The sequence below is a fragment of the Glycomyces harbinensis genome (genome assembly GCF_900101745.1).
GTDB classification, from domain to species: domain Bacteria; phylum Actinomycetota; class Actinomycetes; order Mycobacteriales; family Micromonosporaceae; genus Glycomyces; species Glycomyces harbinensis.
The window spans coordinates 680,838-704,285 of record NZ_FNAD01000001.1; the positions used below are offsets into that span (position 1 = coordinate 680,838).

Annotated in this window: 19 protein-coding genes; 7 read left to right on the plus strand and 12 right to left on the minus strand. The window is 71.3% G+C overall.

Annotated features, from left to right (window positions below; genetic code table 11):
* Position 1: 1 nt before the first annotated feature.
* Both BLQ63_RS02985 and BLQ63_RS02990 read right to left on the minus strand, forming a co-directional pair.
* A complete protein-coding gene (locus BLQ63_RS02985) occupies positions 2-1,375 on the minus strand; it encodes a carbohydrate ABC transporter permease (protein WP_091028052.1) in 1,374 nt (457 codons plus the stop codon).
* A gap of 16 nt (positions 1,376-1,391) precedes the next feature.
* A complete protein-coding gene (locus BLQ63_RS02990; protein WP_091028055.1) occupies positions 1,392-2,747 on the minus strand; it encodes an extracellular solute-binding protein in 1,356 nt (451 codons plus the stop codon).
* Between the two features lie 264 nt (positions 2,748-3,011).
* Between BLQ63_RS02990 and BLQ63_RS02995 the strand changes: the two genes are divergently transcribed.
* From BLQ63_RS02995 to BLQ63_RS03005, 3 genes are all read left to right on the plus strand, one after another.
* Entirely contained in the window at positions 3,012-4,964 is a 1,953-nt protein-coding gene (locus BLQ63_RS02995; RefSeq protein WP_091028058.1) for a beta-galactosidase, read from the plus strand.
* A gap of 66 nt (positions 4,965-5,030) precedes the next feature.
* Positions 5,031-6,140: a glycoside hydrolase family 53 protein gene (locus BLQ63_RS03000; protein ID WP_091028061.1), complete on the plus strand. Its 1,110-nt coding sequence runs from the start codon at positions 5,031-5,033 to the stop codon at positions 6,138-6,140.
* An 87-nt stretch (positions 6,141-6,227) separates the two neighbouring features.
* Positions 6,228-7,364, plus strand: a complete 1,137-nt coding sequence (locus BLQ63_RS03005) for a glycoside hydrolase family 53 protein (protein ID WP_091028064.1) — start codon at positions 6,228-6,230, stop codon at positions 7,362-7,364.
* Positions 7,365-7,386: 22 nt separating this feature from the next.
* On the opposite strand, the gene BLQ63_RS03010 is transcribed toward BLQ63_RS03005, so the two are convergent.
* From BLQ63_RS03010 to BLQ63_RS03020, 3 genes are all read right to left on the minus strand, one after another.
* The gene (locus BLQ63_RS03010) at positions 7,387-9,705 is read right to left on the minus strand and encodes a protein kinase domain-containing protein (RefSeq protein WP_091028066.1); all 2,319 of its coding nucleotides are present in this window, start codon (positions 9,703-9,705) and stop codon (positions 7,387-7,389) included.
* A gap of 25 nt (positions 9,706-9,730) precedes the next feature.
* On the minus strand, positions 9,731-10,798 hold the full coding sequence (locus tag BLQ63_RS03015; RefSeq protein ID WP_091028069.1) for a patatin-like phospholipase family protein: 1,068 nt from the start codon (positions 10,796-10,798) through the stop codon (positions 9,731-9,733).
* 194 nt (positions 10,799-10,992) lie between these two features.
* Positions 10,993-11,364 carry a DoxX family protein gene (locus BLQ63_RS03020; protein ID WP_091028072.1) on the minus strand — a complete coding sequence of 124 codons (372 nt, stop codon included), beginning with the start codon at positions 11,362-11,364 and terminating at the stop codon, positions 10,993-10,995.
* 125 nt (positions 11,365-11,489) lie between these two features.
* Here BLQ63_RS03020 and BLQ63_RS03025 point away from each other — a divergent pair, with 125 nt between their 5' ends.
* Positions 11,490-12,173: a TetR/AcrR family transcriptional regulator gene (locus BLQ63_RS03025; protein ID WP_091028077.1), complete on the plus strand. Its 684-nt coding sequence runs from the start codon at positions 11,490-11,492 to the stop codon at positions 12,171-12,173.
* Positions 12,174-12,180: 7 nt separating this feature from the next.
* Here BLQ63_RS03025 and leuE read toward each other — a convergent pair whose 3' ends face one another.
* From leuE to BLQ63_RS03050, 5 genes are all read right to left on the minus strand, one after another.
* A complete protein-coding gene (leuE, locus tag BLQ63_RS03030; protein WP_091028080.1) occupies positions 12,181-12,831 on the minus strand; it encodes a leucine efflux protein LeuE in 651 nt (216 codons plus the stop codon).
* Positions 12,832-13,096: 265 nt separating this feature from the next.
* Positions 13,097-14,155 carry an AI-2E family transporter gene (locus BLQ63_RS03035; protein ID WP_091028084.1) on the minus strand — a complete coding sequence of 353 codons (1,059 nt, stop codon included), beginning with the start codon at positions 14,153-14,155 and terminating at the stop codon, positions 13,097-13,099.
* A complete protein-coding gene (locus BLQ63_RS03040; protein WP_091028087.1) occupies positions 14,148-15,011 on the minus strand; it encodes a heme ABC transporter ATP-binding protein in 864 nt (287 codons plus the stop codon). Before BLQ63_RS03040 ends, BLQ63_RS03035 begins: the two co-directional genes overlap by 8 nt.
* Complete coding sequence (locus tag BLQ63_RS03045) at positions 15,011-16,105, minus strand: FecCD family ABC transporter permease (protein ID WP_091028090.1); 1,095 nt, start codon at positions 16,103-16,105, stop codon at positions 15,011-15,013. Before BLQ63_RS03045 ends, BLQ63_RS03040 begins: the two co-directional genes overlap by 1 nt.
* A gap of 67 nt (positions 16,106-16,172) precedes the next feature.
* Complete coding sequence (locus BLQ63_RS03050) at positions 16,173-17,201, minus strand: heme/hemin ABC transporter substrate-binding protein (protein ID WP_091028092.1); 1,029 nt, start codon at positions 17,199-17,201, stop codon at positions 16,173-16,175.
* Between the two features lie 102 nt (positions 17,202-17,303).
* Between BLQ63_RS03050 and BLQ63_RS03055 the strand changes: the two genes are divergently transcribed.
* Both BLQ63_RS03055 and BLQ63_RS03060 read left to right on the plus strand, forming a co-directional pair.
* A complete protein-coding gene (locus tag BLQ63_RS03055; protein ID WP_091028095.1) occupies positions 17,304-18,737 on the plus strand; it encodes an HtaA domain-containing protein in 1,434 nt (477 codons plus the stop codon).
* On the plus strand, positions 18,734-20,104 hold the full coding sequence (locus BLQ63_RS03060) for an HtaA domain-containing protein (RefSeq protein WP_091028100.1): 1,371 nt from the start codon (positions 18,734-18,736) through the stop codon (positions 20,102-20,104). The genes BLQ63_RS03055 and BLQ63_RS03060 overlap by 4 nt, the downstream gene beginning before the upstream one ends.
* A gap of 168 nt (positions 20,105-20,272) precedes the next feature.
* Here BLQ63_RS03060 and BLQ63_RS03065 read toward each other — a convergent pair whose 3' ends face one another.
* On the minus strand, positions 20,273-20,704 hold the full coding sequence (locus tag BLQ63_RS03065; protein WP_091028103.1) for a DoxX family protein: 432 nt from the start codon (positions 20,702-20,704) through the stop codon (positions 20,273-20,275).
* 146 nt (positions 20,705-20,850) lie between these two features.
* Between BLQ63_RS03065 and BLQ63_RS03070 the strand changes: the two genes are divergently transcribed.
* Positions 20,851-21,936 (plus strand): winged helix DNA-binding domain-containing protein, encoded by a 1,086-nt coding sequence (locus tag BLQ63_RS03070; RefSeq protein WP_091028106.1) that lies wholly within the window; start codon positions 20,851-20,853, stop codon positions 21,934-21,936.
* Between the two features lie 4 nt (positions 21,937-21,940).
* Here BLQ63_RS03070 and BLQ63_RS03075 read toward each other — a convergent pair whose 3' ends face one another.
* On the minus strand, positions 21,941-23,164 hold the full coding sequence (locus BLQ63_RS03075) for a sulfotransferase family protein (RefSeq protein WP_177154762.1): 1,224 nt from the start codon (positions 23,162-23,164) through the stop codon (positions 21,941-21,943).
* Positions 23,165-23,448: the final 284 nt, after the last annotated feature.

The window sequence follows — 23,448 nt, forward strand, 5'->3', positions numbered from 1 at the left end:
TTCACAGCTCCCGAATCGCCTTGGAGCGGTTGAGGTTCACTACCGAGATGGTGCCGACGATGACGAAGATCAACATGCTCATGACCGCGCCGATGTTGTAGAGCCGGTTGTCCAGCGTGAGGTTGAACAGCCAGGTGATGAGTAGGTCGGTGCTGCCGGCGAACCGGTAGTCGGCGTTGTCGGGGCCGCCCTGGGTGAGGAAGTAGATCACCCCGAAGTTGTTGAAGTTGGACACGAACGCCAGGATCAGGAGCGGGGCGACGGTCTTGTGGACCACCGGCAGGGTGATGTGCCGCAGCTGCTGGAGCGGTCCGGCCCCGTCCATGCGGGCGGCCTCGTAGTAGCTGTCGGGGATGTTGGTGAGCACTCCGCCGACCAGGGCCATGAAGAACGGGAACCCGAGCCACAGGTTGACCAGGAGCGCGACGGCGCGGGCCAGGTTCGGGTGCGAGGGGTCGGTGAACCAGTAGACGCGCTCGTCGGTGATGCCCATGTCGACCAGCCACTGGCTGACGGGCCCGAACTGTCCGTTGAACATCGAGCGGAACACCAGCGCGGAGACGATGCCGGGGACGGCCCACGGCAGCAGGAACACCGAGCGCCACACACGCGGGAACCTGACCTTCTTGTTGGCGAGCAGGACCGCTTGGAGGAATCCGGCGGCGTAGGTGGTCGCGGTGGCGATGATGGCCCACACGAAGGTCCAGCCGAGGACGCCGATGAACGTGGCGGTCCAGGAGGGGACGGCGAAGATGGTCGCGAAGTTCTCGAAGCCGACCCAGTGGACGAGGTTCTTCGGCGGGAGGTTGTCCCTGTTGTAGTCGGTGAAGGCGACGAGGATGCCGAAGAGCACCGGCAGGACCGACATGAACACGATCAGGATCAGGCCGGGCGACAGCACGATGTAGGCGAACGCGCCGTCCCAGATGCGCCGGAAGTAGGCGCGCGAGGTCTCGGGGGCGGCTCCGGCGTTCAGGCGCCTGCGGTAGGAGTGGGCGTCGCGGATGCTCCAGATCCAGACGATGGCCAGCAGGGCCAGGGTCAGGAGACTGATGAGGCCGTTGGCCATGAGGACGATCGAGTTGTCGCCCTCGGTCAGGCCGGTGACGGTCATCTGGCGCGGCTGGGTCCCGAGCGTGAACAGGCCCCACAGTCCGCGGACGAAGAACCCGCCGTTGGACCGGGGCGTGAACTCCATGCCGGCGTAGTAGTTGCCGGTGCCCATCTCCCAGCCGATCAGGGCCGCGAAGAAGGCGAAGAAGAAGGCGGCCTTGCCGGCCTGGCGGTTGATCAGCTGGCCGAAGCCCCACACCAGCGCCGAGGCAATGCCCGGCACCGGTGCGGGTGGCCCGCTGCTCTGCTGAGCGGTGCTCATCTGCGGCGTCGTTCCCTCAGAGTCCGGCGAGTTCGTCGTAGCCCGCGGCCGCCGCGGCGGCGGCGTCCGATGCGGACGACAGGTCGTCCCAGACGGCGACGGTCATCTCGTTGGCGGTGGACCAGAAGTACTCGGGCAGCTGCGGGAACAGGTCGGCCTGCGCGCCCTGGGCCACGATGCCGGCGACGTGCGGGTCCTCGGCGAGCCCGGCGATGCCGGTGAGCAGGTCGGGGTTGAGGGCCGGGATCTGGCCGGTGGTGGCGTAGAGCGCGGCGGCGCCGGCGTCGGAGGCGAGGAAGTTCGCGAAGACGCGCGCGGCGGCCGGGTACTTCGTGTACGCCGAGACGGCGATGACGTGCATGCCGGCGAACGAGGACGCCGGGTCGCCGGAGGCGGCGGACGGGATCGGCGTGACGCCGTACTCGAAGGCGTTGTCGGCGGCGCCGGTGTTGAAGGCGCTGAAGGCCCAGGGGCCGGTGATGATGTAGGGGGTGTTGCCGGCGGCGAACTCGGCCTCGACGGTCTCGGGGGTGGCGTCGGCGCTGGGGACGTTCCAGACGCCGCGCAGGCCCTTGTAGTACTCGAGGGCCTCGGCCAGCGCCGGGTCGTCGAAGCCGGGCTCGTTGACGTCGCCGCCCGGGTACGCCTGCCAGCCCATGGAGGACAGCACGGAGTAGGAGTAGTAGATCTCGCCGGGGACCCAGCGGATCGTCCACCGGTTGCTCGCCGGGTCGTTGTAGTCGGCGGCGACGGCCTGGACGTCCTCCCAGGTGGTCGCGGGCTCGTCGGAGCCGGTGATCGACTTGAGGAGGGTCTTGTTGTACATGAGCGCGATCGACTCGGTGGTGACCGGGACGGCGTACATCTGGCCGTCCTCGCCGGTGACGGCGCTGACGAAGTTCTCGGCCATGCGGTCCTTGAGGACGGACTCGTACTCGCCGAGGGGCGCGGCGGTGCCCTCTTCGATCGCGCGGGCGACCTGGTCGTAGAAGCTCATGAAGACGTCGCCGCCGTTGCCGGCCTCGCCGGCGAGGGACATCTCGGAGACGGCGTCGTTCTGGGCGACGAGCTCGTACTCGAACGCGATGTCGGGGTAGACGTCCTTGAACGCCTCCTTGAACGCGGCGATCTGGGCGTTGGCGAGGTCTTCGTTCTCGAACCAGAGCTTGAGGGGGACCTCGCCCGAGGCGATCTCCTCTTCGATGACGTACTGCTGTGCGTCGGCGTCCCAGTCGAGGCCGCCTTCTTCGGCCGTCTCCTCTTCGGGGCCGCCGCAGGCGGCGAGGGTACCGGCGGCGGCGACGCCTCCGCCGAGGGCGAGGAGGTTCCGCCGGTTCATGGAGGGTCCCGCGTTAGCACCTTTGCTGCGCATGTCAAGTCCTTGTCTCGGTGAATGAGGGGAGTCGGGTCGTGATGGGCACCACCCGACTGTGAACGTTTACACGAATCTAGCGACTCAGGCCTCAGTTAGCAACCAAGTTTTACACCGATTGTCCGCTTCCATGGCAATAATTCTTCATGAAACGATCACAATTTCGAAACGGCGAGCGCTGGATCCTCAGCTTGCGTGAGTGCTGCTCGTGGAGTACTGTGCACGTTCACAGGCATTTGTGCAAGGAACCTCACAGGAGACGGCGTGCAGACCATTCGCTACGGAGGCGATTACAACCCCGAACAGTGGCCCGAGGAGGTCTGGCGCGAGGACGTCCGCCTCATGAACGAGGCGGGCGTGAACCTCGTCAGCCTCGGGGTCTTCAACTGGGGCATCATCGAACCCGCCCCCGGCGAGTACGACTGGAGCGGGCTCGACGCGGTCATCGCGCTCCTGCACGAGGGCGGCATCGGCGTCGACCTCGGCACCCCCACCTCGGCCCCGCCGTCGTGGCTGCGCCGGGCCCACCCCGAGATCCGCCTCGTGGACGCCGAGGGCCGCGCACTGGCCTCGGGCTCGCGCCACGGCGTGTGCCCCTCCCACCCCGTGTACGCCGAGGCGTGCGCGTCCATCGTGGAGCAGCTGGCCGCCCGCTACGGATCGCACCCCGCCGTCCGGATGTGGCACCTGCACAACGAGTACGGCTGGGCCAACGTCCAGTGCTACTGCGAGGTCTCCGCCGAGGCCTTCCGCGCCTGGCTCGCCGACAAGTACGGCGACGTCGACCGCCTCAACGAGGCGTGGGGCACCGCCTTCTGGGGCCTGGTCTACCGCGGCTTCGACGAGGTCGAGGCCCCCGCGACCGCCCCTCCCGGCGTCAACCCGGCGCTGCGGCTCGACTGGATGCGCTTCTCCAACGACGCCCACATCGGCAACTACCGGCTCCAGCGAGACGTCATCGCCCGCCACTCGGCGGCCCCGGCGACCACGAACTTCATGGTCCCCAACTGCAAGGACATGGACTACTTCCGGTGGGCGCCCGAAGTGGACGTCGTCTCCAACAACCACTACCTCATCGCCGAGCGCGAGGAGCACGAGATCGAGCTGTCCATGAGCGCCGACCTCACCCGCGCGGTCGCGGGCGGCCCGTGGATGATCATGGAGCACTCCACCTCCGCGGTGAACTGGCAGCCGCGCAACATCGCCAAGACCCCCGGCGAGATGCGCCGCAACTCCCTCGCCCACGTCGCGCGCGGCGCCGACGGCCTCATGTTCTTCCAGTGGCGCGCCTCCCGCGCCGGGGCCGAGAAGTTCCACTCCGCGATGCTCCCCCACGGCGGCACCGACACCCAGGTCTGGCGCGACGTCGTGTCCCTCGGCGACGACCTGAAGAAGCTCGCCGCCGTCGTCGGCACCGACGTGACGGCGGAGGTGGCGGTCCTGTGGGACTGGGAGTCCTGGTGGGCCCTCGAGCTCGAATGGCGGCCCACGGTCGAACTCGAGTACCGCGAACGCGTCGAGGCCTACTACTCGTCGCTGTGGAAGCAGCACGTCACCGTCGACTTCGCCCACCCCGAAGCCGACCTCGGCCGCTACAAGGCGGTCGTCGCCCCCTCCTCGTACCTCCTGACGGCCGAGGCCGCGAAGAACCTGCGCGGCTACGTCGAAGGCGGCGGGCACCTGCTCGTCTCCTACTTCTCCGGGATCGTCGACGAACACGACACCGTCCACCCCGGAGGGCACGCCTCGGTGCTGCGCGACACCCTCGGCCTGTGGGTCGAGGAGTTCCACCCCGTGCGTGAGGGCGCCCGGCTCGCCCTCACCTCGGGGGCGACCGGCCGCATCTGGTCCGAGCACGTGCGCCTCGACGGCGCCGAGGCCGTCGCGGCCTTCGCCGACGGGCCCGACGCCGGCCGCCCGGCCCTCACCCGCCACCGCGTCGGCGCCGGCAGCGCCTGGTACGCCGCGACCGCGCTGGACCACGAGACGGGCCTGCGCGAACTGCTCGCCGGCGTCCTCGACGCCGCCGGGGTCCGGCGCCCCGCGAACCTTCCCGACCGCGTCGAGCTCGTGCGCCGCGGCTCCTTGAGTTTCCTGATCAACCACGGCGATCAGGACGCCACCGTCCCCGACCTCCGGGGCACCGACGTCCTCACCGGCGACGCCCATGAAGACGGCGTCGCGGTCCCCGCCGGAGGGGTCGTCGTCCTGGCCTGACCTTCGGCGGCCCCGCGCCCCTGCGGGGCCGCCCCCTAAGAATCACCATCAGGGAGTGATGTCTCAATGAAGAGAAGAACCGCCCTCACGGCCGCCGTGGCCGCCCCGGCACTCGCTGTCCTCGGCAGCGGCACCGCGGCCTCGGCGCAGACCGCGTTCGCGCGCGGCGCCGACATCTCCAGCCTCGCCAAGTCGGAGGCCCTCGGCGGCACCTACATGTGGGCCGACGGCTACCGGGAGGACCCGATCTGGATCCTCCAGAAGAGCGGCGTCAACTGGATCCGGCTGAAGGTGTGGGTCAACCCCGCCGACGGCTACAACAACAAGACCCACGTCGTCAACGTCGCCAGGCGCGCCCGGGCCGCGGGGCTCAACGTGCTCGTCGACTTCCACTACTCCGACACCTGGGCCGACCCCGGCAAGCAGACCAAGCCCGCGGCCTGGAGCGGCTACGGCTTCTCGCAGCTGCGGACGGCCGTCTACGACCACACCGCGGACGTGCTCGGCGCGCTCGCCGCCGCGGGCGCGACCCCGCAGATGGTGCAGGTCGGCAACGAGACCAACGGCGGGATGCTGTGGCCCGACGGCCGATACGACAGGCTCGACCAGCTCGGCCAGCTGATGACCTCGGGCGCCGACGCGGTCCGCGCGAAGGCCCCCGGCGCCAAGGTCATGCTGCACCTGGCCGAGGGCGGCAACAACTCGGTGTTTCGGTGGTTCTTCGACGCCATGCGCAGCCGCGGCGTGCCGTTCGACGCGATCGGCGCCTCGTACTACCCGTACTGGCACGGATCGCTCTCGGGCCTCCAGTCGAACCTCAACGACATCGCGTCCCGGTACGGCAAACCGGTGTACGTGGTCGAGACCGCCTACCCGTTCACCTCCGGCGACGGCGACGGCTTCGCCAACATCGTCTCGTCGTCCACACCGGTGTCCGGCTACCCCGCCACGACCACGGGCCAGTCGAACATGCTCAAGGCCGTCGCGAACGTCGTCAAGGCGGTCCCGAACGGCCGCGGCGCGGGCGTGTTCTGGTGGGAGGCGACCTGGACCGCCGTGAGAGGCAACGGCTGGGACCCGGCCGACCCGAGCAGCGGCAACGGCTGGGAGAACCAGGCGCTGTTCGACTACTCGTGGAAGGTCACGCCCGCGCTGAAGACGCTCGGGACCCTTTAGGAGCATCGCTCCCCTCCGGAAGGGCCGGTCTCCTCGAGAGGGGACCGGCCCAGAAACCCCCTCCCCTCGAATCAAGGAAGCGAACACATGAAGCGCAGAAACGCACTCATCGCGGCCGGCGCGTTCGGCGTCGCCGCGGCGGCGGCCACCCCCGCACTGGCCGAGGTCGTCGACGGCCGCGGCGACAGGCCCGGGAAGGACCGCTTCGTCCGCGGCGCGGACATTTCGGGCCTGATCAAGAACGAGGACTACGGCGCGGTGTACCGCCGCGCGAACGGCAGGAAGGGCGACGCCGTCGAGATCCTCGCCGAGAACGGCGTCAACTGCATCCGCGCCAAGGTGTGGGTCGACCCGGTCGACGGCTACAACACGAAGGACCAGGTCGTCGCGCTCGGCAAGCGCGCCAAGCGTGCCGGGATGGACCTGCTGGTCGACTTCCACTACTCCGACGCCTGGGCCGACCCCGGCAAGCAGCACAAGCCCGCCGCGTGGGCCTCACTGTCGTTCGCGGACTTGAAGACCGCGGTGTACGAGCACACCGCGGAGGTGCTGACCGCGCTGCGGCGCGCCGGGGTGAAGCCGACCCTCGTGCAGATCGGCAACGAGACCAACGGCGGCCTGCTGTGGCCCGACGGGCGCTGGGACCAATTGGAGCAGATGGCCGAACTCCTCACGGCCGGATGCGAGGCGGTGGCCGACACGGTGCCGTCGGCCAAGTCGATCCTGCACCTGGCCGAGGGCGGCGACAACGGCGCGTTCCGGTGGTTCTTCGACAACGCGGTCGCGAACGGCGTCCCGTTCGAGGCCGTCGGGGCCTCGTACTACCCGTACTGGCACGGCGAGCTGTCGGCGCTCGGGGCGAACCTGAACGACCTCGCGACCCGCTACGGCAAGCCGCTGTACCTGGTCGAGACGGCCTACCCGTTCACCACCGAGGACTCCGACGGGTTCGCGAACATCATCACCGACCCCGAACCGGTCGCCGGGTTCCCTTCGAGCCCCGAGAACCAGACGTACTGGCTCGAGCAGATCGCGGCGGTGATGCGGGCCGTGCCCGACGGCCTGGGCAAGGGCGTGTTCTGGTGGGAGGCGACCTGGACCGGCGTCGAGGGCGCGGGCTGGGACCCGGCCGACCCCGCGAGCGGCAACGGCTGGGAGAACCAGGCCCTGTTCGACTTCGACGGCAGGGCGCTGCCGGGCCTGCGGACCCTGGGCCGCCTGTAGCACGGCGCCGCCCGCCCGGAGTTCAACCGGTCCGAGGACCGGACTCGCTCCGGGCGGGCGCCCGCTCCGGCGCCCGCGCGACCGGGATCTGCTTGCGGTGCAGGGATTCGAGGTGGTCGAGGCGTTCGGCGGCCAGGATCGCGCGGGTCAGTCCCACGCGGACGTACGGCGCCTCGGTGCCGCACTTGATGATGTAGAAGACCCCGATGTTCACGAACGCCACCGAGGAGGCGTACAGCAGCTCGTCCTGGAGCACGCCGAACATGATCAGCGTCCCGATCGTCCACACGAAGGCGCCGTACATGCAGCTCGTCGGCACCCAGGGCGCGAACTTCTCCAATGAGGAGACCTCGCCCGCCGGGACGGTGGACATCTGCTCCTCGCGGGCGCTGCGGAAGGTGGCCCGGGCGAACATCAGGCACGTGGCGTTCACGACCGCGAGGGTGGTGATGCCGATGGCGGAGAACAGCGGCCACCAGTCGCGCTGGACGAGCGTCGGGACCGCGACGTAGACCGACGGCAGGACCGCCGCCGCGCGGATCGCGATCTCGCAGGTGAGCGTGAGCGCCCGGCGCCTGCCGCGGCGCCGCAGCTGCGAGCGCGGCGACAGTTCGGCCAGGATGTTGAGGTACCACTTGGCGCCGGCGAGGACGAACGTGAACGCGATGAGCCGCACCGCCAGGTTCCCCCACGGGTCGGGGATCGGGTAGTCGTCGGCGCGCACGTCGTCGAGCAGCACGATCCCCTCCTGGTCGCGGCCCAGGAGGTTGTTGAGCATCTCGACGAACTTCGCCTGCCAGTCGATCCCGAGGTCGCGGGCCCACCACATGACGACGAGCGCGAAGGTCGCCCACAGGAACCACGACGAGACCCACGCCCAGCGGTTGAGCCAGCGGGACTGCCGGAGGTGGAACGACCTGCTGTCGCCCTTCGCCTGCCTGGCCCGGACCTCCATGATCTGCCGCTGCCGGGCGACCTGGCCCTCGCCGGGGGTCAGCCGCTTGAGCACCTGGAGGAACCCCTCGACGCGCTCGGTGCGGCTGGCGACCTGGGCCACTTCCAGCTCCCGGCCGAAGAGCTCCTTGATCCTGGGAATCCACCGGGGGCCGGACTTGACGCCCGAGACGAGCAGGCGGCGTTCGGGGTCGGCGTCGGTGAGGTCCTCGATCAGCCGGGCGAGGCCGACCGAGGCCGCGTAGAACTGGTCGGGGACCGTGCCGTCGGCGTTCGGCGGGATGCCCGCGATCGCGGTGAGCAGCATGCCAGTGGAGTACACGTCCGAGAGGCGGCTGCTCTTGCCGTCGAGGCGGACCTCCGGGGCGACGTAGGCCGCGTCGCCCTGGAGGAGGCCGCCGACCGAGCGCCGGAACAGGTAGTTGACGCCGAGGTCGATCAGCCGCAACCGGACCGTGCCGCGGGTGTCGAGGTGCTCGACGATGACGTTCGACGGCGACAGGTCGCCGTGGTGGCGGTCGTGCCGCTCCAGCTCCTCCATCGCCTCCAGCAGGGCGGTGCCGAGCAGTTCGAGGCGCTCCAGGTCGACGCGGCGCAGGATCTCGCGCTTGGGGGGCGGGCCGCTCGCCGCGGCCGCCCGCTCCAGGACCTCGGCGAGGGTGAAGCCCTCGACGAAGTCCATCTTGACCCAGCTGTCGTGGCTCACCCACACCGGCACCAGGTGCGAGACCTCGCCGACCTCGCCCACGGTGAGGCGGTAGCGGTCCCGGTACTCCCGGGTGGCGCTGGTGATCGCCGAGATCACCTGGTAGGGGAAGATCAGCAGCTTCAGCGCGAACTTCAGCCTGCGGTTGCCCAGTTCCCGCTTCGTCCATCCGGAGAGGATGATCGAGGTCGTCCCGGTCCGGTGGAACTCCAGGCTCGTGAAGTCGACGTCCTCCCAGTGCTCCACCGGGTCCGGCGCCTCCTCTCCCGCCGCGGCGGGCGCGCCCTCCGCGGCCGCGGGCGCGTAGAGGCGCTCGATCACCTGCCGCACCGCGGGGTCCTTGACCAACGGGCCGCACAGGTCGTCCAGGTCCCAGCCCGCGATGGTGACGTTGTGGGGGACGGCCCCCTGGAAGCGCACCTGGTCGGAGCAGTGCATGGCGACGAGGGTGAGCAGGAAGAACCCGAGGTACCCGGCCGTGGCCGCGGTGACGTCGTCGCGCGGGCGGTCCTCGTCGGACCACCAGTTCCACAGCCGCTCGATCTCGTCGAGGCGGTCGATCTGGAGCCGGTCCCGGTAGACCTGCTCGTCGAGCGGGATGTCGAGCAGGGCCTCGCGCCAGTCCTCGAGGTCCCATCGGGACAGTTCCCGCTCCTGACCGCCACGGGCAGCGCCGGTCAACACCCCGACCAGGGCGGTGACCGACTCAATCTTGGCGTTCAGTGCGGCTCTCCCTGACGGTCACGAACCGGGGCAGCGAGGCGAACCGCCCGTCGCGGAGGTCCGCCGCCGGGACGCCCTCGATCGCCGCGGCCATCACCGCGTGCGCCTGCCGGGCGCCGGTCATGATCTTGTCGAGTGCGAGCTCCTGGCGGTCGACCTCGCGCATCCACGGCAGCGGGGCGAGGTCGAGGACGTGGGGGCCCTCGCCCGGGTCGACCATCCGCTCCTGGAGCCAGCGCCGCTGGCCGCGGTAGCGGTCGAGCGAGGCGATGTAGCCCTTGCCGAGTCCGGGGCGCAGGCGCTCCATGTAGGTCGCCGAGATCCGCCGGCCCTGGGAGGGCCTGGACGGCGGCCGGCGCAGGGGTTTGGTGCTCAGGGAGAGCACGTGCGTGCAGCCGTCCTGGAGCGCCAGGAGGTAGGGGTGGGCGGTGAGGACGCCGCCGTCGACGGCGCGCGCTCCGCGGAAGGTGCCGGTGCCGGGGACGGCCATCGGCAGCCAGCAGCTGGCGCGCAGGGCCTCCTTGAGGTCGTCCGCGGAGGTGAAGCCGGTGGCGCTGAGGGTCTCCAGTTCGTCCACGAGGGTGACCGCGACCTGGAAGGAGACCGGGTTCTTGAGCACCGCTTCGTAGTCGAGCGGTTTGACCCGGGCCAGGACCTCCTCGAACACGTACTCGAGGTTGAGGACGGGCCGGCCGGTGAGGAAGCGCCGCATGTCGACGAACCGCTTGGTGGAGAGGTCGTCGAAGTAGATCGTCAGCGGGTACCAGGTCTCGCCGGCGGTGAAGTAGGAGGCGTTGACGGCGCCCGACGAGCAGCTGTAGACGGCGTCGAACACCGGGCGCATTCCGGCGTCGTCCAGCGCGGTGAGCATCGCGGCGGAGATGACGCCGCGCATCCCGCCGCCTTCGACGGCCAGGCCGAGGCGGAGTCCGTCGCCGTGTTCGCCCGGGCCGGTCCCGGCGGTGCGCCGGGCCCGGATGAGTTCGAGCACGGGGTGGTCGTCGTTCCAGTAGGCGTCGGCGTTCGGGTCGTAGAGGTCGCGCACGGGCATCTCACCAGAGGGGTTGGCAGCAGTAGCGGAATGTGCACATGCTACCTACGGAGGCCTGCACTGCCGGTCCACGAACGCCGTGCACCGCAGGGCGATCGGTTGCCTACCTGGTCACGGCGCCTCGCCGGTGCAAAGTGTCGGGTATCGGACAGTGCGGTCGGCGGCGGGGCCCGGGGGCCCCTCCGACGCGTTCCCTAGAAGTCGTAGGGGCCGAAGCGGCCCCAGGCGACGATGGCGGCGAGGACGAGCAGCACCGCGTTGATCCCGATCGCGGAGTACTCCTTCTTGCGGGCGTGGTAGACCGCGGCCAGGATCATCACCACGACGAGGCCGACCGCGGCGAGCGGCGTCAGGATCACGGCGATGCCGGTGAGGGCGGGCAGGATGAGGCCGACGGCGGCGGCGAGCTCGACGATGCCGACGAGCTTGACCGTCCCGGAGGAGAAGTCGTTCACCCACGGCATGTTGGGCGCAAGCTTCTCCTTGGGCTGGGTCGACTTCATCACGCTGGCGGCGAGGAAGGCGGCGGCGAGCAGGCCTTGCAGGATCCAGAGGAACACGTTCACGGGGGCAGTCTCCCTGACAGACGGGCGGGTCGGCGGCGGCTCGAAGTGGAGCCGCCTATCCGGTTGTGGACGTCGAGTGTAACAACACAACCGGACAGCCCATTCCACTTGGCTAGGATGGCGGGATGGAACCGAGCCCGGAGAGCCCCTCCTGCGAGCGCGCCCGGCGCCTGCGCAGCGACGCCGAACAGAACCGCGAGCGCATCGTCGAGGCGGCCCGCGCGGTCTACCGGCGCGAGGGCCTCGGCGGCTCGATGGCCCACATCGCCCGCACCGCGGGGGTCGGCATCGCGACCCTGTTCCGGCGCTTCCCCGACCGGTCCGAACTGGTGGCGGCGGTCTTCGAGGACGCCATGGAGGCGAACCTGGCCGCGGCGGTGGAGGCGCGCGGCGCGGCCGACGCCTGGGAGGGGTTCAGCGGCTACATCGAGACGGTGTGCGGGCTCCAGGCCGAGAACCGGGGCTTCGCCGAGGTGCTGACGATGAACTTCGGGTCGGCGAAGGGCCTGGAGCGCCGGCGCCAGGAGGCGTTCGACGCGTTCCTGGAGCTGATCGACCGCGCCAAGGCCGCGGGGCGGCTGCGCGCGGACTTCACGCCGGAGGACTTCCTGATCCTCCTGATGGCGAACGCGGGCGTGCTGGGCGCGGCGGGCGACGCGGCGCCGGAGGCCTCGCGGCGGCTGGTGGGCCAGATGCTCCGGGCGTTCGCGGCCGAGGGGTCCGGGGACCTGCCGCCGTCGCCGAGTCCGAAGCGGCTGCTGCGCGGCATCGTCCGGCGGCGCCGGGCCTCGGGCGCGGCGTCGGCGTGAGGCGGCCTCAGCCGGTGGCGAGCTTGGCGGCGAAGCCGATCATGACCGCGCCGACGAGGCCGTTCCCGACTGCGGCGAGGCGGCGACGGCGCCGGAAGGTCTGGGCGAGGCCGTCCCCGGCGAGGATGAGCGTCGTCAGGTAGATCATCGAGAAGGCCTGGATGATCACGAAGAGGACGCCGTAGCTGAGGACCGGGTAGGCGTAGGCGGGGTCCACGAACTGGACGAAGAACGAGACGAAGAACAGGATCGCCTTGGGGTTGAGCAGGCTCGCGATGAAGGCGCGCGCGAAGGGCCGCTCGTTCGCGGCGAACGCGGGGGCCGGGGCCGCTTCGGGGGCGTCACCGCGGCGGGCGGCGCGCCAGGCCTTGACGCCGCCGCGGATGAGGCCGAACGCGAGGAAGGCGAGGTAGGCGACGCCGGCCCAGCGGACGAGGTTGTAGACGAGCGGCGAGGTGGCGAAGACCGAGGCGAGTCCGGCGGCGGTGGCGACCATGATGACCGTGTCGCCGCAGAACACGGCGGCCGCGGCCTTGAAGCCGTCGCGGCGCCCGCGCCGGGAGGCCACGGAGAGCACGTACAGCGAGTTGGGGCCCGGCAGCAGGATGATGAGGGCCGAGGCGGCGACGTAGGTCCACAGGTCGACGGTGCCGAGCACGGGCGTGTCCTCTCAGGGCGGGGATGCGGCCGCCGGGAGGGTTCGCGGGGGTGGACGCGAGGGTCGCTCTCAGGCGGCGAAACGCTGCCAGTCTACGGTCGCGCGGATCGCTCCGGCAAACCGTTTCGGCCGGCGTCCCGCTGGTCGGAACGCCGGCCGTCGACGTCCTCGCGGACGGACCGTGCCCGTGGCGGAGGCCCTCTATGCTGGGCGGTGAGACGGGGCCGGTGGCGCGCGCGGGTATGCGCCACCGGCCTTCTTCGCGTCAGGAGTTGTCGAGGCGCGGCAGGACGAGCTCCTTGCCGATGAGGCGGACCGCCGCGTAGACCGGGACCGACAGGACGATGCCGATCACGCCGAACAGCGTGCCGCCGACCAGGACCGCCACGATGGCGGCGAGGTTGGAGACCTTCACCGCACTGCGCATCACCGTCGGGTAGATGACCCAGTTCTCCAGCTGCTGGTAGGCGACGAAGAAGATCACCGCGGCCACGGCCGTCATGGGCGACTGCGTGAGGGCGACCAGGGTGACCACGACCGCGCCGATGGTCGCGCCGATCTGCGGGATGAGGTCCAGGAGTGCGACCAGGACGGCCAGGAGTCCCGCGTACGGGATGTCGGCGAAGATCATGAAGATCCACGAGCAGATGCCGGCGAAGACGCCGATGGCGATCGCGCCGATGAGGTAGGCGCCGATCTGGCGGAGGATGCCCTCGATGATGCGGTCGGTCTGCTCGCGCTGGGAGGCGGCGAAGAGGCGGAGGGCGCCCTGGCGCAGCTGGGTGTAGGAGGCGAGGATGAAGATCGTCAGCAGGATCGTGGTGACGGTCCAGACCACGCCGCCGAAGAAGGTGGCGACGCCGCCGGCCACGCCGCCGAGCGCCTGGGTCATGTTGGAGGGGGTCAGGACGCCTTCGGCGCTTTCGAGCAGGCCCGACTGGCCGCCGAAACGCTCGACTAGGTCGCTGTTGATGGCGTCGTTGTAGTAGCCGGGGACCTGTGCGGCGAAGTCGGTGGCCTCGTTGACGAGGGAGGGGATGATCGCGGCGATGCCGCCGCAGAAGACCAGGGCGGTGCCGACCAGCATGATGGTCATGGCGAGCCAGCGCGGCATCCCGCGCTTGGTCATCAAGCTGATGATGCGTTCGAGGCCGACCGCCAGGAAGGCGGAGACGATCAGCACGGTGATCACGGTGCCGAGCTCCTGGAACACCCAGACCAGCGCGGTGACGACGGCGAGTCCGAGGCCGAAGAATATGCCGGCGGTGAGGGGCGGCGTGTCAGCGAGACTTCTGCGCAGGGGCAGTCCGGGTTTGTCAGCCATGGGAGATGTCTAGCAGACCGCTGCGGCGCCCGGGGTTCGGCACGCCCCGCAGCGGCGTGACGCGCGGGCTGCCGGTGTCGGGGTCGAGGTCCACCTTGACCGGTTGGCGGTAGACCTCGGTGAGCCGGTCGGCGGTGAAGACGTCGGCGGGCGGTCCGCAGGCGACGATGCGGCCCTCGGCGAGGACCGCGGTCCGGTCGCAGTAGGCGGCGGCGAGGTCGAGGTCGTGGAGCACGATCACGACGGCGCGGCCCTCGGCGGCCAGTGAGCGGCACAGCCGTCCGACCATCTCCTGGTGGCGCAGGTCGAGGGCGGCGGTGGGCTCGTCGAGCAGGACCAGGCCGGCGTCCTGGGCGACGACGCGGGCGAGCATGACGCGGGCCTGCTCGCCGCCGGAGAGGGAGGTGAAGGGGCGCTGCGCGAAGGGCTCGGCCTCGGTGAGCGCGAGGGCGGCGGCGATGCGCCGGTCGTCGGCGTCGCGCCGGGCGGTTCCGGCCCAGGGGGCGCGGCCCATCTCGACGACGTCGCGCACGGTGAAGGGGAAGGAGACGCGATGCGCTTGCGGCAGGACGGCGCGGCGGCGGGCGATGTCGACGGTGCTCCACTCGCCGACGGGTCGGCCCCACAGCGAGACGCGGCCTTCGTCGGCGGCCTGGTCGCCGGAGAGCGCGGCGAGGAGGGTCGACTTGCCGGCGCCGTTGGGCCCGACCAGGCCCAGGACCTCCCCGGCGCGGACGTCGAGGTCCACGCCGCGCAAGACCGCCGTGCCGCCGAGGAGGACGGTGGCTCCCGAGACCGCCGCGGGCAGGTCGGGGACGGGTCCGGGATCGCCGGAGTGGCGGCGGCGCAGTCGCATCAGGCCCAGCCTCCTTGGTGTCGTCGGGTGCGTCGCAGGAGCCAGAAGAAGAACGGGCTGCCGACGAGGGCGGTGAGGATGCCGAGGGGGATCTCGGCGGGGGCGGCGACGGTGCGGGCGGCGAGGTCGGCCCAGACGATGACGGCCGCGCCGCCCATGGTGGACAGCGGCAGGAGCGCCCGGTGGCCGGGTCCGGCGGCCATGCGCAGCAGATGCGGGACGACCAGGCCGATGAAGCCGATGACGCCCGAGACGGCCACGGCCGCACCGGTGAGGAGGGCGACGATCACGATCAGGTGGAGCCGCAGCCGTTCGACGTCGACGCCGAGGTGGCGGGCGGACCGCTCCCCCAGGGAGAGGAGGTCGAGGCGGCGGGCGTAGCGCGGTGCGGTCATGAGGCCGACGGCGGCCAAGGGGAGGACGGCGAGGATCTTCGGCCAGGTCGCCTGCGAGAGGCTGCCCATCTGCCAGAAGGTGATCGCGGTGATCTCGTCGTTGTCCGCGTAGAAGATGAACAGGCCGATGAGGGCCCCGGCCAGGCCGTTCACGGCCACGCCGGTGAGCACCAGGGTGACCACTTCGGTGCGCCCGCCCGAGCGCGACATGAGGTAGACGACCGAGACGGTGGCGAGTCCGGCGATGAAGGCGCACAGGGAGATCGTCCAGTTGCCGGCGAAGGTGAGGCCGAAGGCGATCGCGGCGACCGCGCCGACGGCCGCGCCGGAGCTGACGCCGATGATGCCCGGTTCGGCGAGCGGGTTGCCGAACATGCCCTGCATGAGGGTGCCCGCGCAGGCGAGGCACGCGCCGACGAGGAGGCCGAGCACGACGCGGGGGAAGCGGATGTTCCACAGCACGCCTTCGCCGGTGCCTTCGACGGGGGCGCCGCCGAGGCCGAGCTTGTGGGCGATCGAGGCGACGATGTCGCCCAGGGGGATCGCGAAGGCGCCGTTGGAGGCCGAGACGAGCACGCCGAGCGCGAGGAGTCCGATGAGGACGACGGCGAGGATCGCCGGGACGGCCGGGCGGCGGATGCGGGCGGGTGCTGGGGCGGGCCGCTGCGAGGCGGCCTGCGGCGGGGCGGCGGCCGTCATGCCGGGTCCTCTCGGATCGGCGGCGCCGCAGGGTGTTCGCGGTACTCGGACCGCGGTCGTCCGGGGCTCATTCGGCGGTCCCGTGGAGCTGTTCGGCGAGGTCGGCGACGACGTCGCCGGTGCGGGGGCCGTAGTTGAGCATGATGCCGTCGGGCAGGTGCGCGATCCGCTCCTGCTCCCCCGCCGGGGTCTGGGCGACGCCGGGGATCTCCAGCAGGCCTTCGACGCCGCCGACCGAGTCGAGGCCCTTGTCCATCACCAGGATCACGTCGGGCGCGGCGGCCGCGAGCGCTTCGGGGGTGAGTTCGAGGAAGTCGCCTTCGAGCGCTTCGGCGCCGGCGTCGATGCCGCCCGCGGCCTCGATGAGCGAGGTCGCGCCGGAGTCGCGGGCGCCGATCATGTAGACCGAGGCCGATCCGCGCAGGTAGAGGAAGGCCACGCGGGGCGGGTCGGAGAGGTCCATGCCCTCGGTCGCGGCGGCGATGCCCGCCTCGGTGCGCTCGATGAGCTCGGCGCCGAGGTCTTGGACGCCGAGGGCCGCGGCGACGGCGCCGATGCGCGTCGAGGCCGAGTCGATCCCGTCGGCGGGGTCGAAGACCACGATGGGCACTCCGGCGGCGGCGATCTGGTCGAGCGCGGTCTGCGGGCCGGAGCCGGTCTCGGCGAGGATCAGGTCGGGCTGGAGGGAGAGGACGCCTTCGGCGGAGATGTCGTGCCCGTGGCTCACGACGGGGAGGTCGGCGGCCTGCTCGAAGGTGGCGGTGATGTCGCGGGCCACGACGCGGTCGCCGAGGCCGAGGGTGAACACGATCTCCGAGAGCGAGCCGGACAGGGGCACGATCGCCTCGGCCGAGGCGATCGTGACTTCGGCGCCGGTGGCGTCGGTGACGGTGGCCGGCAGGGCCGGGTCGACGTCCTCGGCGACGGGCTCGACGCGGTCGACGGCGGCTTCAACCGTCGCACCGTCGGTTTCGCCTCCGCCGCAAGCGGAGAGGGCGAGAAGTGCGGCCGCCGCGACGACGGCGGGGGTCCAGCGGGGGCGGCGTCTGCGCACGGGCGTTCTCCAGTTCGAGGCGAATTGCGGCCGGTCGAGCATAGGTTAGGCTCGGCTAATAAAAGTTAGCACCCCCTTTGCTTATCGAGCGATACTTAGGTTAGCCTTACCTCCACTGAACTTGCATACGGAGGTCCCCCCGCCATGTCCCAAGCCACCGCCCGGGTGTCGGGAGCGCTCGTCGCCGCAACGGCGGCCTCGCTCCTGCTGTGGGCCGCTCCCGCGAGCGCCGAGGACCTGTCGGGCGGCCGGCTCGACTGGGGCGTCAAGGAGTCGTTCCGGTCCTACATCACCGGTCCGATCGCCCAGGGCGAAGTGCAGACCGGCGACGGCGCGTCCACCGTGGACGGGTCGTACCGGTTCCACTCCGCCTCCGGGTCCTACGAGGACGGCACCGCCGCGATCGACTACCAGGGCTGGGTCTACTTCTGGGGCCACGACGGCGAACTCGACCTGACGTTCGCGAATCCGTCCGTGGAGTACTCGGGCTCGTCGGGCACGCTCTACGTCTACGTCAACGGATCCCGCACCGACATGGCCTCGCTCGGCGGCGCCTCGCTCGAGGTCACCGGCACCACCCTCGCGGTCAGCGGCGCCTCGGCGACCCTGACCGCGAACGGCGCCGAGGCGTTCGCGGGCTACTACGAGGCGGGCCAGGAGCTCGACCCCGTGTCCTTCAGCGCGGACGTGGCCGAGACCGAGCCCCGAGAACCGGCCGAGACGACCGAGTCGGCGCCGGCCGAGACCGCGGACGACCAGGTGGGCGGCGCGATCCTCGACTGGGGCGTGCGGGCCTCGTGGCGCGACTACGTCTCGGGCGACATCGCCCAGGGCGCGTGGGCCGTCGAGGCGGGCGCGGCCGACGGCGGCGCGGTCTTCCGGTTCACCGAGGGCGCGGGCACCGCGACCGCCGCGGACTACACGCTCGCGTACCAGGGCACCGTCCGGTTCACCGGAACCGATGTGGACCTGGACCTGACCGATCCGATCGTGACCGCGACCGGCGGCGCCGGCGTCCTGTCCGCCGAGGTCGCCGGGGCGCGCGTGGACCTGGTCTCCTTCGAGGCCGAACTGGTCGAAGCGGGCGGCGTGCTGCTGGCCGAAGCGGTCCCGACCGTGCTCACCGAAGCGGCCGTGCCGGTCTTCGGCGGGTTCTACCAGGCCGGGGACCCCATGGACCCGTTGACGATCGCGGTCCCGATCGCCACCGGGGCCGAGCTGCCGGCCCTCCCGGACCTGGGCTCGGAGCCCGAGCAGCCGTCCCCGAGCGAAGCGACCGAGGAGGTCGACGCCGACACCGCCGCCGCCGAAACGGGCACGAACCCGCTGGTCTGGATCCTCCCGGCCGTGCTCGCGCTGATCCTCGGCATCGCCGCCGCGACCATCGCGATCATCCAGCGCGCCAAGCGCAAGCGCGCCACCGAGACTGCCGACGAGGGCGGCTCGGACGCGAGTTCGGAGCCCGAACCCTCCGAAGAGGACACCCCTATCGAGAACGGGGAGGGCGCCGACGGCGCCGGCCCCGCCGGGACCTCCCCCGAGGGCCCGGAGAACGACAAGGAGCAACAGCACCCATGAAGTCCCCCACACGCAGACGCCTCGCGGCGCTCGCCGCGGTCGCCCTGGGCGCCGGCGCGGTCACGGGCCTCGCCGCCCTTCCCGCCCAGGCGCAGGACGCCACCGAGTACCCCATCGTCGACGGCTCGATCGACTGGGGCGTCAAGGAGTCCTTCCGGTCCTACGTGACCGGCCCGATCGCCGGCGGCGCCATCGCCGTCGAAGACGGCGCGGTCCAGAACACCGACGGCACCTTCACGTTCGGAGGCGTCACCGGCGTCAACGACCTGCCGGGCCAGGAGATCGACGCGCAGTCGACCGGCGGCGTCCACTTCACCGGCCACCACGGCCAACTCGACATGCTCATCGAGAACGTCCGGACCGTCACCGACACGATCTCGTACACCGGCGCGCTCTATGCCGACGTGACCTCCTCCGGCGTGTTCTTCGACGACGTCCACTTCGGCGACATCGACGCGAGCGGCTCCTGGACCTGGATCGACGGGTACACCACCCTCACCGACGCCCCCGTCACCCTGACCGCCGACGGCGCCGAGGCCTTCGCCGGCTTCTACGAGGCCGGACAGGCGCTCGACCCGGTCACCGTCGCGGTCGAGATCGACACCGACCCCGGCGAGGAGCCCTCCTCCGAGGACCCGTCCTCCGACGACCCCGGCGGCGAGGACCCCTCCGGCACCCCGGCGACGGTCTACGAGGTCACCGGCGGCGACGCCGACTGGGGCGTCAAGGAGTCCTACCGCGACTACGTGGTGGGCCCCATCGCCGACGGCGAGATCACCGTCGTCGACCCGGCCACCCTGAACTCCGACGAGACGTTCCACTTCCCGAACGCCTCGGGCGCCTTCACCGCCGAGACCTGCGCGCTCGACGCGTCCTTCGAGGGCGGCGTCAACTTCTTCGGCCACGGCGGCGAGATGGACCTCGACGTCGCCGACCTGAGCGTCAAGAGCGCCGACGGCGCACTCGCCCTCTACTCGGGCGAGACGCGCATCGCGGACGTCGACGTCGCCGAACTGGCGATCAGCGGCGGGCAGATCAGCGTCGCCGGCGCGGGCGCCGCGGTCGCGGCCGACGGCGTGGACTTCTTCGGCGGCTTCTACACCGAGGGCACCGCGCTCGACCCCGTCAGCTTCACCGTGGAGCTCGCCGACGCGCCGGACACCGCCTGCGAACCGACCGGGAACCCCGGTGGCGGCGGCAACGGCGGCGGCGACAACACCGCCGACACCTCGGGCGCCGGCTCCCCGAAGCTGCCGGTGACCGGCTCGCCGCTGACGTACGTGCTGGCCGCCGCCGCGGCGCTGCTCGTCGCGGGCGTCGCGGTCATGGTCCTCGCCCGCCGCCGCGCACTGGCGAACGGCGTCTAGACAGCACTCCCCACCGGAGGGGCCGCCCCAGCCTGCAATCTGGGCGGCCCCTCCATTCTCCCTGTCCGCGTTACGGGTCGGCCCGCTCGCGCGGGCCGGGTCGGCGATGCGGCGGCGGGCACGCGAAGGGCTGGCGGCGATGCCGCCGGCCCTGCTCGATCGGGCGGTTCACGCGGTCGCGGCGGACCCCCGCGAGAAGAGGAGCCTCGTCCGGTCCCGGCGTCCCCAGGCGATGAAGACGAACAGGACCAGCAGGATCAGCGGCGTGTACACGGGGTAGTCGAGGACGGTGGCGTTGAAGATCGCGGCGCCGACCATGAGCAGGCTCAGGCCGATCGCGGCCGGGCCCGCCAGGCGCGGGACGAGCAGGCCGACGCCGCCGGCGAGTTCGACGGCACCGATGGCGTACATGAACCAGTCGCCCCAGCCGATGAGGTCGAAGCCCTCGGCGGCGGACTCGTGGCCGATCAGCTTCGGCGCGGCGGAGGCGGCGATGATGAAGATCGCAAGAAGAATCTGAAGGACCCAGAGGGTGACGTTCAGGGCGCGGCCGGGACGGCGGGCGGTAGCGGTCTCAGGGGCGAAGTCGTTGGCGCTCATGGTGGTTCGTACCTTCCGAGGAGTTTCGGGCTCTTGCCTGTGTAGACGAGGCCCGCACCGCGGATTCATCGCGGCGCGCCGGGAATCCCGGCGGCGGGCCGCGCCGACCGGGCCCGGGCGTCGGTGGCCGCGGTTATCTTCAAGGCATGATCGATCGCCTCCAGGTCGCGCGCTACCGCGTGCGCGCGCAGCAGCTCGACCGCGAACGCGGGGATCTCGCCGACACCGCCGTCCTCGACCTCGGGGCCCAGGAGACGGGCCCGGACGGGGCGCTGTGGGCGCTGGCGGTCCGCGGCGTCGAAGCGCCCGCGGACGCCGACCTGGTGTGGCTGTGGACGCTGCGCGGCGCCCCGCACGCCTACCGACGCTCCGAGGCGGCCGAGGTCGCCGCGACGGTGGCGCCGTGGTCGGAGGCCGACGCCGCCAAGCGGATCTTCGACGCCTCCAAGCCGCTCAAGGCCGCCGGGATACCGGTCCTCGAGGCGCTCGACGCCCTCGCCGGGCAGATGCGGGCGATCGTGACCGGGCCGATGGCGAAGGGCGAGGTGTCAGGGCGCCTGCACGAGGTCATGCCCGAGCCGTACCAGCGGTTCTGCCGCTCCTGCGACGCCGTGCACCTCTACGAGATGCCGTTCCGCCTGGCCGCGATGCGCGCCGGACTGGAGCTGCGCCCGCACACCTCGCCGCCGGTGCTGGAGCCCGCGCCGGGCCTGGAGGCCGCCGATGCGTTCCCCGACCGACTGGACCCGGTGCGCGCCTACCTGCACCTGTGCGGGCCCGCCACGGTGAAGGAGGTCGCCGAGTACGTCGACTCGCCGGTCAAGGAGGTCAAGGCGCACTGGCCCGAGGACGCGGTCGAGGTCGACGTCGCGGGCGAGCGGCGCTGGATCCTCGCCGCCGACGAGGAGGCGCTGCGCGGCGCCGACGCGTCCGGGACGCGACTGCTCGGACCGTACGACCTGTTCCTCCAGGCCCGGGACCGCGGCACGCTCGTGGACGACCCGGCGCTCGCCAAGCGGCTGTGGCCGGTGCTCGGCAGGCCGGGCGCCGTGCTCGTCGACGGGGCGATCGCGGGACTGTGGCGCCCGCGCAAGTCCGGGAAGCGGTTCACCGTCGCCGTCGAACCGCTGCGGACCTGGAAGCCGGCCGAGCTCAAGCGCGTCGAGGCCGAGGCCGAACGCCTGGCGGCGTTCCGGGGCGTCGCGCTCGCGGGCCTGGACGCGGCCCCGTGACCGGTCAGCGCCTGATGTTGGCGGTCATGTTGTCCACGAACAGGCCGTAGTCGCCGAAGGCCTTGTCGATCATGGCCGGGTCCAGTCCGTAGTGGACCATGGAGTACTCGTGGCCGCGCTGGTCGCGCGGGCGGTCGAGGGCGTCGCCGAGATTGCGCTCGTCGAGGTCCGTCCACTTGAGGTCGAGCTGCTCGAACAGCTGCGGCACGTAGCGGAACGGGTCGGCCATCATCGCGTGGTAGGCCACGTCCACCGTGGCCTCGCGCGGCATCTTGATGCGCTCGCGGCGGGCCCGCTCGACCATGTCGGGCAGGATCTCGAGCCAGGTCCGGCCGATCAGGTGCGGGTCGACCGCGCTCGGCCGGTTGTGCAGGTAGCCGAGGGACTCGGCCATGGAGCACATCGAGCCCATGACGGTGTGCGGGTCGCGGTGGGTCCACACGAACTTCGCGTCGGGGAACACCTGGTGGATCGCGGCGGTCTCCGCCAGGCAGTCGGGATGCTTGAGCATCCAGCGCGGGGTCGGGCGCCGGTACTGGAGGATCTGGAGCGCGTCGCGCACGAACCGGTAGTCGGGCCGGGCGTCGTAGGCGCGCATGAAGTCGATGTACTTCGGCATGGGCGCCATGGTGTTGTGCAGGCGGCTCTGGTTGAGCAGGAAGTAGATCTCCTCGACCCAGTCGGCGCGCACGGGGTGGATGCGGCCCCACGAGGGGCTGAGGGTGAGGATCTGGTCGAGTTTGCGCTGCGTCTGGCGGCGGAGCCGCTCCTCGTCCGCTTCGGACCGCGGGAGGCCGATGTTGTCCATCTCCCACATGTAGGGCCCGCGCCCGCCCTGGGCGTTGGCGAGGATCTTGTGGGTCAGGGTGGTCGCGGTGCGGGGCAGGCCGATCACGAAGACGGGCGCCTCGATCCGCTCGTTGCGCGCCTCCGGATGCCGGGCCTGGAGGCGGCGCACGTGGAACAGGTTGCCGATGCGGGTCTTGACCATGTCGTGGACCGAGAGCCAGCCGACGCCGCTGAGGGAGTCGACCGCGGCGATGTGGTGGAGGAAGCCGCGCAGGTGCTCCAGCGAGCGCTCGTCCTCCTCGGTGATCACGGCGCCGTCCGGATCGGACCGCTGCGCGGCCAGGAGGCGGTCGAAGACCTTGTCGGGATCGCGTCTGGCGCGGGAGGCGGGGGCGGTCAGCGCGTTGACGAGGCGCATGCGAGTGGTGGTGCGGCGCATATGGGGTGTCCTCTCTCCGTCGGCGTCGGACGCCAGTGGGGGCGGGAGTCCCACGTACCGTAGCGCAATTGTCGCAGCGCGAGAAGGTCTGACCGTCCTTTTCATCACCTGTGCCGCAGGACGGGCCGAAGGCGACGGGCGCGGCGAAGCCGGCGCCCGCTCCCCCGGATCTGGGGAGCGGGCGCCGGAGTTGTTCGAGGGGCAGTCGTGGCCGGTGTCGATGGCGGGGACGAATCGCGGGCAAGAAAAAAGGCCCCACCGCAACGAACCGAAACGACGAAAGC

Bases quoted from the DNA above. Each gene is read 5' to 3' on its own strand.
- BLQ63_RS03005 (WP_091028064.1), top strand. From the start codon at position 6,228: ATGAAGCGCAGAAACGCACTCATCGCGGCCGGCGCGTTCGGCGTCGCC.
- BLQ63_RS02990 (WP_091028055.1), bottom strand. From the start codon at position 2,747: ATGCGCAGCAAAGGTGCTAACGCGGGACCCTCCATGAACCGGCGGAAC.
- BLQ63_RS03015 (WP_091028069.1), bottom strand. From the start codon at position 10,798: ATGCCCGTGCGCGACCTCTACGACCCGAACGCCGACGCCTACTGGAAC.
- BLQ63_RS03070 (WP_091028106.1), top strand. From the start codon at position 20,851: ATGATCGATCGCCTCCAGGTCGCGCGCTACCGCGTGCGCGCGCAGCAG.
- BLQ63_RS03050 (WP_091028092.1), bottom strand. From the start codon at position 17,201: ATGCTCGACCGGCCGCAATTCGCCTCGAACTGGAGAACGCCCGTGCGC.
- BLQ63_RS03040 (WP_091028087.1), bottom strand. From the start codon at position 15,011: ATGCGACTGCGCCGCCGCCACTCCGGCGATCCCGGACCCGTCCCCGAC.
- BLQ63_RS03045 (WP_091028090.1), bottom strand. From the start codon at position 16,105: ATGACGGCCGCCGCCCCGCCGCAGGCCGCCTCGCAGCGGCCCGCCCCA.
- BLQ63_RS03055 (WP_091028095.1), top strand. From the start codon at position 17,304: ATGTCCCAAGCCACCGCCCGGGTGTCGGGAGCGCTCGTCGCCGCAACG.
- BLQ63_RS03075 (WP_177154762.1), bottom strand. From the start codon at position 23,164: ATGCGCCGCACCACCACTCGCATGCGCCTCGTCAACGCGCTGACCGCC.
- BLQ63_RS03065 (WP_091028103.1), bottom strand. From the start codon at position 20,704: ATGAGCGCCAACGACTTCGCCCCTGAGACCGCTACCGCCCGCCGTCCC.
- BLQ63_RS02985 (WP_091028052.1), bottom strand. From the start codon at position 1,375: ATGAGCACCGCTCAGCAGAGCAGCGGGCCACCCGCACCGGTGCCGGGC.
- BLQ63_RS03060 (WP_091028100.1), top strand. From the start codon at position 18,734: ATGAAGTCCCCCACACGCAGACGCCTCGCGGCGCTCGCCGCGGTCGCC.
- BLQ63_RS03000 (WP_091028061.1), top strand. From the start codon at position 5,031: ATGAAGAGAAGAACCGCCCTCACGGCCGCCGTGGCCGCCCCGGCACTC.
- BLQ63_RS03035 (WP_091028084.1), bottom strand. From the start codon at position 14,155: ATGGCTGACAAACCCGGACTGCCCCTGCGCAGAAGTCTCGCTGACACG.
- BLQ63_RS03025 (WP_091028077.1), top strand. From the start codon at position 11,490: ATGGAACCGAGCCCGGAGAGCCCCTCCTGCGAGCGCGCCCGGCGCCTG.